Here is a 15,360-nt window from a genome sequence, read left to right as displayed (position 1 = left end):
GTCTCAAAAGTATATAGATTGAAGGAGAGGATTTAGGGTGAACACACAAACCAAACGGGTAGCTTTTATCGGCTGTGGCAAACGTGCGCATGAACACGCGATCGGCGTACAAGACGACAACAGGTGTGAGGTTGTCGCTTTGTGCGATATCTCAACTGCATCGGCTGAAATGCTGAATGCCGAATTTGGTTTTCAAGCAAAGATCTACACTGACCACAAGGAAATGCTGGCGAAGGAGAAGCCTGACGTAGTTCTAATCTGTCTATGGACTCCACTGCATTTATCGGTATTTCGTGATTGTGCGGAAGCCGGCGTCAAAGCCGTACTGTGTGAGAAACCGATGTCGGCGACCTGGGGAGAATGCCAAGAGATGGGGATGATCGCTGAAGAGACGGGCTGTCAGCTGACCTTCTCTCTTCAACGACGTTTTGCAAAGGGAAATCAAACCGTAAGGCGCCTAATAAAGGAAGGGAAAATCGGACAAGTGCTCCGAATGGATCTATATTCCCCGCCAAATTTGCTGGATTGCGGCATCCACACGTTTGACCAGGCAATAAGCTATCTTGATGAAACCTCAGCGAAATGGGTGCTTGGAGCGGTCGATACCACAGAAGTATTTAACTGGTTCAACGTAGCTTCAGAATGCGGGGCGTCAGGGCAGATCGTATTCGCTAACGGTGTCCAAGCCAATCTCTATTCCGGCTCCATCGATACATGGGAGCCGAGTCAGGATATGACGAAGATTTGGGCCGGTGTTCGGGTGATCGGCGCTGAGGGCTTTATCGAAGTAATGTGGGACGGGCAAATTGTCAGAGGTATCAACTATGAGGATCCGACTTGGAAGCCTGAGATGGAATTATCTTCGATGTCCGATCAGATGAAGGGTTATGTCCGCCACGCGATCGACTGTTTAGAGACAGGCGAAGAACCTGAGGTTTCGTATCGAAAGGCACTTCGCGCCTCGGAAATTATTTTTGCTGTTTATGAATCGGTACGCCGAAATGCACGCGTGGAGCTGCCGCTTTCCGGCGTAACTGACAGTCCATTTATCACGATGTTAGAGAACGGCCAATTTACTAAATAAGGAGCGCGAACCTTACAATGTCGAGACCTAAACTTGGTTTAATCGGAATCGTTAACGAAGAAGCGAAGCAGGATTTCTGGGGTACCATGCAGCGTGTAGCTGAGATCGGATATGAGGGGATCGAAGGTGGAGCTGAGCTGCTCAAAGGAGATGTAAACGCTAATGTAGCGCGGTTCCATGGATTGGGACTCCAAGTTGCTACGCACAGTGTCAACAAGGAACAGCTGCGCGACGAGAAGGAGCTCGATAAAGTAATTAGAGAGGCCCACTCGTTACAAACGAAGGATGTCACCTTCTGGTGGGACGTTGTAGATACACGGGAGCAGCTGCTTCGCGATGCTGAATTGTACAATGCAGCAGGCGCTCGTTTTACAGCGGAGGGGCTGAGATTTTGCTACCATAATCATGCCCATGAGTTCCAAAGAACATTCAACGGCGTTTACTCATTGGATATTTTAGCAGAGCATACGGATCCTCGAAATCTCTTTTTTCGTCTGGATGTCGCGTGGATTACGATTGGCGGCGCCGATCCGGCACACATCCTTCACAAGATGGCGGGCCGCGTACCGGCCATTCATTTGAAGGACATCTACGGCATCGACGAGATCGGAAAGTGGACTGCTGTCGGTACGGGTATCGTGAAAATTAATGAATCCATTGATGCTGCAACGGAAATCGGAGTTGAATGGATGACTGTCGAGCAGGACCAGCTCCGCAATCTTACTGGGATCGAAACTGCGACAGTCAGCTATCTGAACTTGAAAGAGAAGGGCTTGCTTTAATTTGTCGCTCACATCTGCATCCTAATATACTTCTGAAACGATGCAGTGGCTGTCCTCAAAGGTCAATAAAGACCTTGTAGGACAGCCCCTGCTGTTACTACTTAATGCCTGAAATGGCGTAGTTCTCGATAATATGCTTCTGGAAGAAGATGAATATAATGATAATCGGCACAACCATAAATGTAGAGCCGGCCATTTGAAGCGCATAGTTTCCGCCGTATTGCCCTTTTAGTAACGATAAGCCGACGGAGAGGGTGTACAGCTTCTCATCATTCGCGATAATGAGCGGCCATAGGAAACTGTTCCATCCGCCAATGAAGGCGAGAATGCCTTGTACCGCTAGAATGGGCTTCGAGATCGGAAGCACGATCTGCAGGAAGGTGCGGAATTCGCTTGCACCGTCAAGACGGGTCGCTTCAAGCAGCTCATCCGGAATGGTGGACATAAACTGACGGAACAAGAATATGCCGAACGCTCCGACAAGACCAGGCAGCACGACGCCGATCATCGTATTCGTTAGATGCATCTCATTCAGGATCAGGTAGACCGGAATCATTGTAACCTGACCAGGAATCATCATCGTAGCGAGCACGATATAGAACATGTTATTGCTGCCCTTGAATTTATATTTCGCAAAACCGAATCCAGCCATCGCATTCATGAATAAGCCGATAAAGGAGAAGATGACGATAATAAGCGTATTTTTCAAATAGACGCCAAAATTCATATTCTCGAACAAGTTTTTGAAGTTTTCTGTCGTGAACCGCTCAGGCAGCAGGGTGGGCGGTATATTCTGAATCTCGCCCTCCGGCTTAAAGGCAGATAGGATCATCCATACGAAAGGAAGGATGACCAATACCCCGCCGACCGCGAGGCAAATGCCCAGTATCCACTTGAGCGCTTTTTCGCCGCTTGAGACGCTTGACGCTTTTGTTTGCGAACTCATCCATTACACCTCCGTTTGATTATAGATCCGTTTCTTTGCTTTGGAATCTGAATTGAACAAGCGTAATAATAATGATTGCGATAAACAGGACAAACGATCCCGCTGCCGCGTAGCCGAAGTTGCTAAGCTGGAATCCGTTGCGGTAAATGAACAACGCTACGGATGTCGTACTGTCGAGCGGGCCGCCATTTGTCATTATGAATGGCTCCTCGAAAAATTGCAGCCAGCCGATCATCGTTGTGATCGATACGAAGAAGATCGCGAAGCGAAGCATCGGAATTGTAATATGGATAAGCTGCTTCCATGTGCTTGCGCCATCGAGCTGAGCTGCCTCGTAGTAAGATTTCGGAATGCCTTGCAGAGCAGCGATAAAGATGATCATATTTAGACCGATCCCTCTCCATACCGCCATCAGAATAAGCGATACCTTGGCCATAATCGGATCTTGAAGCCAAGGGACGGCAGGCAGGTTGATCGAATCGAGTACATAGTTGAGTAGACCAAATGCAGGGTTGTAGAGAAAACCCCATACGACCGCAACTGCAACAACGTTCGTAACCGAAGGCATGTAATATATAACGCGGAAAGCTTTGAACACACGGTTCGCGCCGAAATTAATCATGATCGCAATAGCGAGCGAGCATATGATGACGAGGGGAACCCCGATAATAACGTAAAACAACGTATTCAATATGGCTTTTACAAAAACAGGATCAGCCAGCACGTCTACATAGTTCTTGAATCCGACGAATGAAATATTGGACCAATCAGCGAGGCCCGCCAAGTCCATATTCGTAAAGCTTATTATCAAAGCCACGAGGATCGGCAATAACGAGAATAAGGTAAGTAAAATAAGCGTTGGAGCGATAAAGAAATACGGTGCCTTGCTCTGGGAGATCCCTTTCATATACGACCCTTCCTTTGCTATGAGCGCAAGCTTCATCCATTCCTAATGGAACCGGCAGCGGCTCCGTTTCAGGAGCGCTGCCGACACTAGCGATCATTATTTATTCAATATTTGGTCAGATTTAGCGTTGAAGCTGTCCAGTTCCTCTTGTACTTCTGCCTTGCCGCGATAGATTTTCTCGAACGTGGACAGAACGTTTTGTGCGATTTCTTCCCACGCCTTAATAACCGGCATTGGCTCCGAGTTATTCATTTGCTCTCCAATGACTTTCAAGTTAGGGTCAGTCGTCAAAGCTTCGTCTTCCCAAGCTTTCTTCGTGGAAGGAAGGGAGTTCGACAGCTCCAGCCATTTCAATTGCGTCTCAGGCTTGCTCATGTAAGCTAGAAATTTCAAAGCTTCTTCTTTGTGCTCTGTATATTGGAATACGGACAAGTTAGAGCCGCCTAGGGAAGATAAGTTGTTCTCTTTCTTAGGAAGCACAGCAGTAGCCCATTTGCCTTTAAGCTCAGGAGCTTGGTCGTTGATCAGTTTAATCATCCATGGGCCGCTGATGAACATTGGCAGTATGCCATCGCCCTTGAAAGCAGGGATGATGTCCATGCCAAGATCAATCGGCGCAGAGCCGTCTTTGAAGAAACTGTTCAAATAGTTGACCGCTTCAACAAACTCCGGTTGGTTGAATAACGGCTTATTGTTCTCGATAAGCTTCGAGCCGTTTTGACGCGCAAACATGAATAGAAGCGACTGCTCGTTCACATCAAGGCTGATGCCGTACTTGTTTTTGCCGCGAGCTTTAAGCTTGGTTGCTGYATCCTTAAGCTCGTCCCACGTTTGCGGCGCTTGATCATAGCCAGCTTCCTTCAGCAGGTCTGTACGGTAGTAAAGTACGCGAGTGTCGATATACCAAGGCACGCCGACAGTAGTATTTTCATATTTGGTCGTTGAAATCGATCCGGGAAAGAAATTCTCTTCAGCCAGCTCTGGATATTGCTCGACGTATGGAGTCAGGTCCATAAGCGCCTTGGCAGAGCCGAATTCAGGTATCCAAGTCGTACCCATTTGAAGCACATCCGGTCCTTTCTTGGAAGCGACCGCCGTCAACAGCTTATCATGCGCCGTATCCCAAGGAAGTGCCTGTACATTGACTTTAATGTTAGGATTCTCGCTTTCGAATTGCTCAGCAATTTTCGGCAAAGCTTTTGCTTCTTCACCCATGCCCCATACGTTGATCGTTACTTTGCTGTCAGCGGCTTTGTCGTTGCCGTTGCCTCCGCACGCAGTGAGTGCTCCGATAAGCAGCATAGAGCTGGCTAATACGGTTGCTACCGATTTTTTAAACATAAAATATTCCTCCCGAGTAAATGATTCTAATAAGTACTATGCAGTGAATATGTGCAAGTTATGCACGAAGTAGGTTGTCGTTTCAGCCATATTGCTGAATAGGACAAGCAGGATACTGCTTAAGCACCTCCTAAAGCAAAAACGTTCGCCACATGTATTTCGAATTTCTTTTCGATGTGGTGAAACGTTTCAATGAACAAAATAATTCCCCATGAATAGCTTTCAATCCAGTCGATAATTGAGTTTCGAAACGTTTCGACATCATTATAGATCAAACTGTAATCGTATTCAACCCCTTTTTATTGAACGAAAATAGTCATTTAATGGTAAAAAACGATATGAAACAGTCATTGACGACTCTTTTTTAATTGTTTATAATCCAGATTAGGTTTCAATAGAAACGTTTCGATTGCATTGAAGATTGGTTATTTCACGTTTTTTGTTGTAAAGACAGAAGGACCTGCAAACATTAAAGATAAGAATGATAGATATGATCGGATACAACGAGGGGGGAACACGGATATGGTGAAGCAACCTGCGGAGCTTCTAAAGCTCATGACGCTGGAGGAGAAGGTTGGACAGCTGCTGCAGCTGGCGGCTCCTTTCTTTCAAGGTGCGGATGGACAAATAACCGGGCCGATGGCAGAGATGGGTATAACGGAGGATACGGTACGTAATACGGGCTCGGTGCTCGGCTTAACTGGGGCTGATGATGTCATTAACGTCCAGAAACAGCATTTGGCGACCAATCGCCTGGGTATACCTCTGCTCGTAATGGCAGATATCGTTCACGGCTATAAAACGATCTTCCCTGTTCCGCTGGCGATCGGCTGCTCATGGGATTTGGAGCTGGCCGAGCAAAGCGCGGAGATTGCTGCCAAGGAAGCTGCGGCGGCTGGCGTACATGTCACGTTCGCTCCAATGGTCGATCTCGTGCGCGACCCAAGATGGGGCAGAGTGATGGAATCGACCGGTGAGGACCCTTATTTGAACAGCGAGTTTGCGAGAGCATTCGTAAGAGGCTTCCAAGGGAAGGATCTTGCAAATGATGTCAGCCGCGTCGCTGCCTGCGTGAAGCACTTTGCTGCATATGGAGCTGCGGAGGGTGGACGCGACTATAACACGGTCGATCTTTCCGAGCGTCAGCTTCGCGAGTTTTATTTGCCTTCCTATAAAGCAGCGCTGGATGAAGGCTGTGAGATGGTCATGACGGCATTCAATACAGTGGACGGCATACCGGCTACAGGTAACAAATGGCTCATGCGTGATCTGCTTCGCGGCGAATGGGCGTTTGACGGCGTCATGATCTCCGATTGGGGCGCGGTAAAAGAGCTTATCCCGCATGGCGTTGCGGCGGATGAGGCTGAAGCGGCGATGAAAGCACTCAGAGCGGGCGTAGATATCGAGATGATGACAACCTGTTACGCCGATCATCTAAAGCATCTTGTTGAGTCGAACGAGATTGACGAAGCGCTGATCGATGAAGCTGTGCTGCGTATTCTCGAGCTTAAACAAAAACTTGGTTTGTTCGAACAGCCATTCCGCGGCGCGAATGCGGAGCTTGAGCAGGAAATCGTTGGCTCGGCAGCCCACCTGAAGGCTTCGCGAGAGCTGGCGCTTAAATCATGTGTGCTCTTGAAAAATGATGCCGTACTCCCGCTTGAACGTGAACAGAAAATCGCATTAATCGGCCCGTTTGCGGCTAACGGCGATATTCTTGGTCCTTGGTCTTGGCTTGGCTCCAAAGACGAGGCTATTCAGCTTGCAGCAGGTATCGGGAGCAAGATAGATGCGTCGCTGCTGTCTGTAGCAGAGGGCTGCAGCATCGAAACGGCGACAGATGAACAGTGGCAAGCGGCGATTGCAGCGGCAGGCAATGCGGATGTCCTTGTGCTGGCACTGGGCGAGCATTCCGATATGAGCGGGGAAGCGGGAAGCAGGTCCAATATCCAGCTGCCGCAGGTTCAGCTTGAGCTGGTTGCTAAGCTGAAGCAGCTCGGCAAGCCGATGGTCGCTGTTTTATTCAACGGGCGTCCACTTGATCTGCATGGTGTTATCGATCAAGCAGACGCGGTGCTGGAAGCTTGGTTCCCAGGAACAGAAGGGGGTGCAGCTATTGCGGAGCTGCTGTTCGGTGAATCCGAGCCAACCGGAAGGCTAACGATGTCATTTCCTTATTCCGTCGGCCAAGTGCCGGTCTATTATAATCGATTCAATACCGGCCGCCCGCAGGGCGCTCCGGATGCGCAGGTAAGATACGTATCGCAATATTTGGACATTCCGAATGAGCCGCTGCTGCCGTTTGGCTACGGGCTAGGGTATACGACCTTTGAATACAGCGAAGCGGTGATGGCTGTGGATACGATGAGTGCTTCGGAACCGTTGCATGTAAACATAACCGTAACGAATACGGGGGATCGCGCTGGCGAGGATACGGTGCAGCTGTACGTACGGGACATGGCGGGCGATGTCGTTCGTCCGCTGCAGGAGCTGAAAGCATTCCGCAAGGTTATGCTGCAGCCGGGCGAGAGCAAAGAAATTTCCTTCAAGCTGGAGGAGAAGCAGCTGCGCTATTATCATGCTGATCTTACCTTTGCCAGCGACCCTGGCGACTTTGAACTTTATATCGGTCCTAATAGCCGGGATGTAACGGCGCTTAAATTCAAACTAAGCAAATAGAAAGGCAGTGAGAAGCATGAAAGCTCTAATCGATACTCATAAGGCGATGGATTTGGTACAGATAAAAGCGGGAGAGCTGACGTTTGATTTTCTAAGCAGCGGGGATCTCTCGAGAGCCGTTCATCAAGGAACGATGCTTAATCAAGTGGTGTCGAATTCTGTTGACGGATCGCTTAACAACATATATTTACGCGTGCATAGCGCAGAAGGCATTTCTTACGAGCCGTTGCTTGGCATTCGTTCATCGAGCCGGATGTCGACTGCGGGCGGACGCCTGCTATTTGAGGGGACAGCGTTTGGCGGCATCTCCTACCGCGTTGTATTCACCGCGACAAAGCATGGCATCTGGTTCTGGGATGTAACGGTTAATTCGCATGGAAGAGAAGCGAAGATCGATATCATTTATGGTCAGGATATTGGACTCGCAGATATCGGCGCGGTACGGACAAACGAGGCCTATATGTCGCAGTATGTCGATCATAAGGCGTTTAAAGATGAGGAACAAGGCTATGTGCTGTGCTTCCGTCAGAATCAGCCGATGCAAGGCGGCGCATTCCCTTATATGCAGCATGGCACGCTTACGGGTGCGGATGGCTATTCGACGGATGGATTCCAATTCTTCGGCATCAGCTATAAGGAAACGGATGTTCCTGAAGCTCTTGGCAAGCCTGAGCTAGCGAATGAAGTATACCAATACGAATTCGGATATGCGGCGCTGCAATCGGAACTTACCCAGCTTGAGGGGGAGGCGCGCTTCGTATTTTACGGCTTGTTCAAGGCGAATCACCCTTCTGCTGTCGATTCGTTGGCATTCGGCTCGGAAGTTCGGAGCGCTTGGGAAGAGGTTGAACGCACCAAAGAAGCTGATCTTGCAGTTGCTTCTGAGCCTGCAGTTAAAGTTGAGTTCGCAGCATCCATCGGTTCACCGTTACGTACGGCATCGATGGCTACAGCGGAGATTGACGCCTATTTCCCTCTCCGTCATCAAGAGGAATGGCAGGATGGCAAGCTGCTTTCCTTCTTCACCGACAGCCATGAGCATGTTGTGCTGAAGGAGAAGGAGCTGCTAGTGGAGCGACCGCATGGTCATATTCTGATGTCCGGCGGCAACGACAAGTTGACTGAGAACGTAATGACTACAACTTCATATATGTATGGTATTTTTAACTCGCAGCTGTTAACAGGAAATACGAACTTCCATAAGATGCTTACCAATGCCCGCAGCGCTCTGAATACGCTCAAGACATCGGGTCAGCGCATCTATGTAGAGCTGGAAGGAACGTACCGCCTGCTCACGATGCCTTCGATGTTCGAGATCGGGTTCAACTATGCCCGTTGGTATTACAAAATGGCAGATGATACGCTTATGATTACGAATTTTACTACAGTCGACACGCCTGAGGTACGTCTCCATTTGCGTTCGGTTAACGGGAAATCTTATCGCTGCCTCGTTACGAACCAAGTGTCGATGAACAACAATGAATATGAGCTTCCATTTCATATGGAGCAAGCAGATGGCGTGCTTACGTTTAAGGCAAACCATGAATCGATCAGTTCATCCGTCTTCCCTGATCTGCAATACCGGATGACTGTTGACGGTGCGGATATGACAACAGGCGATGAAAGCTTGCTTATCAGCGGCGTTAAGCCTCGGGCAGCTTCATTAATGGTTCTTTTGCTCGGCGCGAGCGCAGAATGGACGATTACCATGCAAGGACTCTTGCATGGTGAGGATCTGCCGTTCACAGAACGGAAATCGGAGCTGGAAATCGAGCGCTACCGTGAATTTTTCCGGAATGTGATGAACGGCTTCCGCTTATCAGGGGAAGGAACTGCTGTAGCTGCGGCTGAGCTTGACAAAGTGAACGCGTTGGCATGGTGGTACACGCACAATATGCTCGTCCATTATTCCGTTCCGCACGGATTGGAACAATACGGCGGCGCAGCGTGGGGAACGCGTGACGTCTGCCAGGGGCCGACGGAATATTTCATGGCGATGCGCAAATTCGAACAGGTTGCGGAAATTCTTAAGACCGTTTATTCGCATCAATATGAGGATGACGGCAATTGGCCGCAATGGTTCATGTTCGACCGGTACTTCCGCATTCAGCAGGAAGAGAGTCATGGCGATATTATTGTCTGGCCGCTTAAGGTGCTGGGTGATTACCTCGCTGCGACGAAGGATTACAGCATTTTGCAGGAACGCGTTCCTTATACGGTACGCCACAAGGGTGAATTTACGACGGAATCGGCAACGCTGCTTGAGCATGCGCTGAAGGAAATTGCTTATATGAAGGATCACTTCCTGCATGACACACATTTGTCTTCGTATGGCGACGGCGATTGGGATGACACACTTCAACCAGCAAATGCGCAGTTGAAGCAATATATGGTCAGCAGCTGGACAGTAGCACTGACGTATCAGGTTATTGCGCAGTTTGGACGAGTGATGGAGTCCGTAGATGAGGTGCAGGCAGCTGAGCTTACGGAGCTGGCATCCGCGATCAAAGAAGATTTCAACCGGTATATGCTTCAGCAAGATGTTATTCCAGGCTTTGTTTATATGGAGAAGCCGGGCGATGCGAAGCTGATGCTTCACCCTACGGATACGACTACAGGCATTCAATACCGACTGCTCCCAATGACGCGCAGCATGATCAGCGAGCTGCTGACAGAGGAGCAAGCGGCGGAGCATTACCGCATTATTAAAGAGCAGTTATATTGTCCGGATGGCGTGCGGCTCATGGATCGCCCTGCGCAGTATGCGGGCGGCGTAAGCACGAACTTCAAGCGAGCGGAGCAGGCAGCGAACTTCGGCCGAGAGGTTGGTTTGCAATACGTGCATGCTCATATACGTTATGTAGAGGCAATGGCGAAGCTGGGCAAGACCGATGAAGTGTGGCAAAGCCTGCTAATGATTAATCCAGTCGGCCTGCGCGATGTCGTGCCAAATGCAGAGCTGCGCCAAAGCAACTCGTATTTCAGCAGCTCGGATGGTAAATTCAATAACCGTTATGAGGCGCAAGAGTGCTTCGGCGAGCTGCGTGAAGGTACAGTGCCGGTTAAGGGCGGCTGGCGGATTTACTCAAGCGGCCCCGGCATTTATATGAACCAATTGATTTCGAATGCACTCGGCATTCGTCAATCAGAGGGCGAGATGGTCATCGATCCGATTCTGCCTGCCAAGCTTGATGGTATGCAATTCGAATTCATGTGGAACGGCTTGCCAATTACCTTCGTCTATCGCCTCAGCGATGCGAAGCAGATAACAAAAATAACGATTAACGGCAGGGAGATGCCGCTAATACCGTCAGCTAACCGCTATCGTACAGGCGGTATTCAAATTCCAGGCGAGCAATTGAAAGAAAGCCTAGCTGCGGCATCGAACCGGATAGAAATATTTATGTAAGAAGCAGACTGGCGGTATCCAAGAACCGCCAGTCTTTGTGATATAATGATTGAACAATGATAGATAGGAGCGAGTGCTGTGGTTAGTATTAAAGATATCGCTAAACAAGCGAGGGTCTCGATCTCGACCGTATCTTATGCGCTTAACGGCAGCCCCAAGGTGACAGACGAGACGACGGCAAGAATACTTGCTATCGCCAAGGAATTGAATTATGTCCCGAACGCTGCTGCAAGATCGCTCAAGACGAGGGAAACGAAAATTATCGGTGTCTTTCTTACCGACTTCAGCGGCGCTTTCTATGGCGATCTCTTGCAAGGAACAAAGGAGATTTTGACGCAAAAGGGCTACGACCTTATTGTATGCAGCGGCAAGCAGTCCCATCGGATGTTGCCCGAGCGCATGATCGACGGAGCCATAATATTGGACGAGACATTCGGCAGCGAAGAGCTGATGAGCTATGCAAATCGCGGGCATAAGCTCGTTGTGCTGGATCGAGAGCTTTCGCATCCGAATATCAATCAGGTTCTGCTCGACAACAAAGCGGGAGCTATGCTGGCAGCGGAATATCTTATCGAGCAAGGGCACCGAACGCTTTACGTTGTAACGGGACCTAGCGGCTCGTATGATTCGAAGCAGCGGCTGCAAGCAGTCATGCAAGCGGTAGAGCGGACAGCTGGCGTTAAGCTTACCATCATCGAAGGCGACTTCAATAAGTCGGCGGGGGAGCGGGCAGCCGCGAGAATAATGGCGGAAAGCAGCGGCAGTTCAGTCTCCACAGCAGTGTTTTGCTTTAATGATGAGATGGCGATCGGCATGTTTAATTATTTGGCGGGGAACCATCCGAACATTCGGATCGGGGAACAAATTCATATCGTTGGCTTCGATAACATGGAGCTGGCTTCGTATACGCAGCCGCGCCTATCTACGATTGATTATTCGAAGCGCAAATGGGGCGCGCTTGCTGCCGAGCAGCTGATCAAGCTTATAAACGGCGATGCGGTGGAGAATGAACGGATATATGTTACGCTAATCAAAGGGAATTCAGTCAAAGCGGCTAAGTAAAACAAAATAGCAGTAAATGAACGAAGAGACTCTCTATCCTTAAGATAGGGAATCTCTATTTTTGTTCGCTTTTCTATCCGTTGTTATCCGTGCTTATGAATCTCGAAGATGGTAACCGTTGACAATGTTTACAAAGTAGTTCTATACTTTAAGTTCCATTTATGAAACCCATTTCATAAATGGAGGATGGGTGCAATGCATTACATAACATGTCTGATTTTGCTATAATAATCCGAGACATGAAAGTAGGAAGGAAGCGTTTAGCTTGAGACAGGTCACCATATATGACATTGCCAAAGAGGCAAATGTATCGATTTCGACTGTTTCCCGGGTATTGAACGATACCGCTCCGGTAAAAGGATCAACCCGTGCCAAGATTGAAGAACTTATTCAAAAATACAATTTTCAGCCTAATGCAATGGCCAGAGGCCTTCTTAAAAATGAAACCGGAATTATTGGCGTAATCGTACCCGATCTGACCAATCCCTTTTTCCCGGAAGTGCTCGCCGGAGTCGAGCATGAGGCAATGCAGTCGGGACATACCTTCCTGCTTAGCAACACGATCGGCGATTATGCTAAGGAATCGGAATATCTCAGTATCATGCGGGAGAAACGTGTAGACGGTATTATATTTATGGGAGGCAGGATCAATTTAAAGCACTGCGAGGAACATCTGGCACAGGAGCTGGTACAGTGCGCTAGCATCATTCCGACCGTGCTGGTAAACGGAGGGTTGCGCAACACCGACTTGATTAGGGTTGCTACGGACGAGTCGGCGGGCACCGCTCTAGCGGTCCAGCATTTAATCGATCTGGGGCATACGGAAATCGGCTTTATTGGCGGAGAAATCCATATGACGACGACTTCCAACAAGCTGCGTGTATTTCGAAAGACTCTGAAAGATATGGGACTGAAGATACGGGATGAATGGCTGCTCCCGGACAGCTTCTCTATCGATTCGGGCAAAAATCAAATGCTTAAGCTGCTTGCCATGAAGGAGAGGCCAACTGCCGTGTTCTGCGTCAACGATTATACGGCGATCGGAGCGATTAAGGCTGCGACGGAGGCCGGACTGACCATTCCGGATGATATGTCCGTCGTCGGATTTGACGATATTCCGCTGGCGCATCATTTTATCCCCGAGCTGACTACGGTTTCCCAGCAGGCGCACGAGCTTGGGAAGACGGCCGTTAAAGTTCTTAAAGCGATGATGAACAAAGAAAAAGTCAAAAAGCTTACCTCGCTCGAGCCTCAGCTTATCATTCGACAAAGTTCACGGAGAAAATAATGCCTCTACGGCGATAAAAAATAAAGAGCTTCCTTCAAGAGCAGCAATCAGATTTATCTGATTTGCTGCTCTTTTTATTTATGGGTTTGCTAAAGCCAAGGTTGTTGTAATTAACATTCGCAAGGCATTGTTGGAAAAATAAAACTTTATTATTGACCAAAGATTGGAACCGGGATATACTGAAAGGGCTTTCATGAAACCCATTGCATAAAAATTAGAGGTATCAGAAAAGTCTGTTTCCCGCAATCAAATTTTTCCTGAATTCTTATATAATGGCAACCGCCACTATATACAATTTTATTTAGGGAGGGGAGAGTCGATTATTATTTAACTAACCTGTCTGTCTTGCTTCTATTTGTTTAATCATTCATTAAAGGGGAGTGTGCTAAACAATGAAACCGTTGAAAAAGATGAAACCAATGTTGATTATTTTATTAATAGCTGTGTTGACGATTATATCTGCATGCAGTGGCAACAACGGAGGAAATACACCGGCTACCGAGGCACCGGCCACCGAGGCACCAGCTGCAACGGAAGCTCCGACCGAGGAACCTGAACCGCCTGTCGCTGATTTGGGAGGCAGAGAAATTCGCATTTCGCATTGGTGGGATGCAACCCCTGTCGGAGATTCGGAAGCGGACGAACTGGCCCGCGAAAGAATCAAAAAGGTGGAAGAAAAATACAATGTCAAAATTAAGTATCTGAATACGGAATACTGGTCGACCTCGGAGAAGCTTTCTTCCTCTGTCATGGCTAACGATCCTTTCGCAGAAATCGTCCGCATACCCGACGGATTCATTTGGGGACTTATGCACGGAGGATTCCTAACGCCATTGGATGATGCCCTCAATAATACGCGCATTGCGCCGGACGTAGTCGAAGCGATGCGTTTTGGCGGCGAGAATGTATTCGGATTAGAAAGCTGGTTCAACGCGAACGACTCCGGTATGTATTACAATAAACGGATTTTCAAGGAAGCTGGCTTGAAAGATCCGCAACAGCTGATGGACGAGGACAACTGGAATTGGACGACAATGCTTGATGCTGCGAAGAAACTGACCGTTGACAATAACGGTGACGGAAAAGTTGACCAATACGGTCTTGCCGGCGCGCATTATATTTTCTCGGAGCAGCTGATTACCAGCAACGGCGGCCTTATCTACGATGAAGCGAGCAAAAAAGCAAGCTTTGATTCTCCTGCCGCAATGGATGGACTTAATTTCTTGTACGAGCTGTATAACACACATAAGGTCGTGAAGGCGAACGAAGGAAACGACTGGGAGGATCCGGCGAAATATTTCGCGGAAGGCAACATCGCTATGTATCCGGGCGGACTATGGGAAATCGAGGGACGCCTTCAAGACAAGATGAAGGATGAATGGGGATACGTTTACTTCCCTAAAGCACCTAATGCGTCATCCTATACAGATCCGCTCGGACAAACCGCTGCTTATGTCATTCCAAAGGGTGTCAAGGACGCGGAAGCCATTGTGAAGATCTGGGAAGAATTGCAAGATTTCGACAACTGGGAAGCAAACCGCAAGCTGTGGCTTGAAAATGTGCTGCCGGATGAAACTTCCATCGCTAATGCTATGAATGAAGCTGGCAAGGTACAGCGGGTAATCGGCGGACGATTTGGAGGTCTCGGCGTTAAGGATCAGCTTGACTCTGTGACAGGTAAGTTTATTAAAGGCGAAATTACTCCTTCGACGGGCGTCGCTCAAGTTATCGGACCAGCACAAGCTGCTGCTGAAAAAGTGCTTAGCGGTGAGATTGAAGAGAAGAAAGAGTAGAATCAGAAAAAATTATATGTGAACAAGCAGACTGCCCGGTTTTCCGACTATGGAAGACTGGGCGGTTGC

10 protein-coding genes are annotated in these 15,360 nt (G+C 48.7%); 7 read left to right on the top strand and 3 right to left on the bottom strand.

Annotation, left to right across the window (positions count from 1 at the left end):
• Positions 1–37: 37 nt before the first annotated feature.
• The gene (locus AC1DLI_RS17800; RefSeq protein ID WP_477604796.1) at positions 38–1,084 is read left to right on the top strand and encodes a Gfo/Idh/MocA family protein; all 1,047 of its coding nucleotides are present in this window, start codon (positions 38–40) and stop codon (positions 1,082–1,084) included.
• A 17-nt stretch (positions 1,085–1,101) separates the two neighbouring features.
• A complete protein-coding gene (locus tag AC1DLI_RS17795; RefSeq protein ID WP_477604794.1) occupies positions 1,102–1,866 on the top strand; it encodes a sugar phosphate isomerase/epimerase family protein in 765 nt (254 codons plus the stop codon).
• A gap of 97 nt (positions 1,867–1,963) precedes the next feature.
• On the opposite strand, the gene AC1DLI_RS17790 is transcribed toward AC1DLI_RS17795, so the two are convergent.
• The 3 genes from AC1DLI_RS17790 to AC1DLI_RS17780 form a co-directional block, all read right to left on the bottom strand.
• Complete coding sequence (locus tag AC1DLI_RS17790) at positions 1,964–2,812, bottom strand: carbohydrate ABC transporter permease (protein ID WP_477604792.1); 849 nt, start codon at positions 2,810–2,812, stop codon at positions 1,964–1,966.
• 19 nt (positions 2,813–2,831) lie between these two features.
• The gene (locus AC1DLI_RS17785) at positions 2,832–3,719 is read right to left on the bottom strand and encodes a carbohydrate ABC transporter permease (protein WP_477604790.1); all 888 of its coding nucleotides are present in this window, start codon (positions 3,717–3,719) and stop codon (positions 2,832–2,834) included.
• Between the two features lie 96 nt (positions 3,720–3,815).
• Positions 3,816–5,060, bottom strand: a complete 1,245-nt coding sequence (locus tag AC1DLI_RS17780) for a sugar ABC transporter substrate-binding protein (RefSeq protein ID WP_477604788.1) — start codon at positions 5,058–5,060, stop codon at positions 3,816–3,818.
• 522 nt (positions 5,061–5,582) lie between these two features.
• On the opposite strand from AC1DLI_RS17780, the gene AC1DLI_RS17775 reads away from it, so the two are divergent.
• From AC1DLI_RS17775 to AC1DLI_RS17755, 5 genes are all read left to right on the top strand, one after another.
• On the top strand, positions 5,583–7,739 hold the full coding sequence (locus tag AC1DLI_RS17775) for a glycoside hydrolase family 3 N-terminal domain-containing protein (protein ID WP_477604786.1): 2,157 nt from the start codon (positions 5,583–5,585) through the stop codon (positions 7,737–7,739).
• A 16-nt stretch (positions 7,740–7,755) separates the two neighbouring features.
• Complete coding sequence (locus AC1DLI_RS17770) at positions 7,756–11,148, top strand: GH36-type glycosyl hydrolase domain-containing protein (protein ID WP_477604784.1); 3,393 nt, start codon at positions 7,756–7,758, stop codon at positions 11,146–11,148.
• A 78-nt stretch (positions 11,149–11,226) separates the two neighbouring features.
• On the top strand, positions 11,227–12,210 hold the full coding sequence (locus AC1DLI_RS17765) for a LacI family DNA-binding transcriptional regulator (protein WP_477604782.1): 984 nt from the start codon (positions 11,227–11,229) through the stop codon (positions 12,208–12,210).
• A gap of 265 nt (positions 12,211–12,475) precedes the next feature.
• Positions 12,476–13,498 (top strand): LacI family DNA-binding transcriptional regulator, encoded by a 1,023-nt coding sequence (locus tag AC1DLI_RS17760; protein ID WP_477604780.1) that lies wholly within the window; start codon positions 12,476–12,478, stop codon positions 13,496–13,498.
• A gap of 392 nt (positions 13,499–13,890) precedes the next feature.
• A complete protein-coding gene (locus AC1DLI_RS17755; protein ID WP_477604778.1) occupies positions 13,891–15,291 on the top strand; it encodes an ABC transporter substrate-binding protein in 1,401 nt (466 codons plus the stop codon).
• Positions 15,292–15,360: the final 69 nt, after the last annotated feature.

The sequence above is a fragment of the Paenibacillus sp. 01T443 genome, assembly GCF_056398325.1.
Note: the sequence above shows the minus strand (reverse complement) of the source record. Positions and strands in the feature narration are given on the sequence as shown.

Coding starts and splice junctions, on each gene's coding strand:
- AC1DLI_RS17795 (WP_477604794.1), top strand. CDS start 1,102: ATGTCGAGACCTAAACTTGGTTTAATCGGAATCGTTAACGAAGAAGCG.
- AC1DLI_RS17790 (WP_477604792.1), bottom strand. CDS start 2,812: ATGAGTTCGCAAACAAAAGCGTCAAGCGTCTCAAGCGGCGAAAAAGCG.
- AC1DLI_RS17785 (WP_477604790.1), bottom strand. CDS start 3,719: ATGAAAGGGATCTCCCAGAGCAAGGCACCGTATTTCTTTATCGCTCCA.
- AC1DLI_RS17775 (WP_477604786.1), top strand. CDS start 5,583: ATGGTGAAGCAACCTGCGGAGCTTCTAAAGCTCATGACGCTGGAGGAG.
- AC1DLI_RS17770 (WP_477604784.1), top strand. CDS start 7,756: ATGAAAGCTCTAATCGATACTCATAAGGCGATGGATTTGGTACAGATA.
- AC1DLI_RS17755 (WP_477604778.1), top strand. CDS start 13,891: ATGAAACCGTTGAAAAAGATGAAACCAATGTTGATTATTTTATTAATA.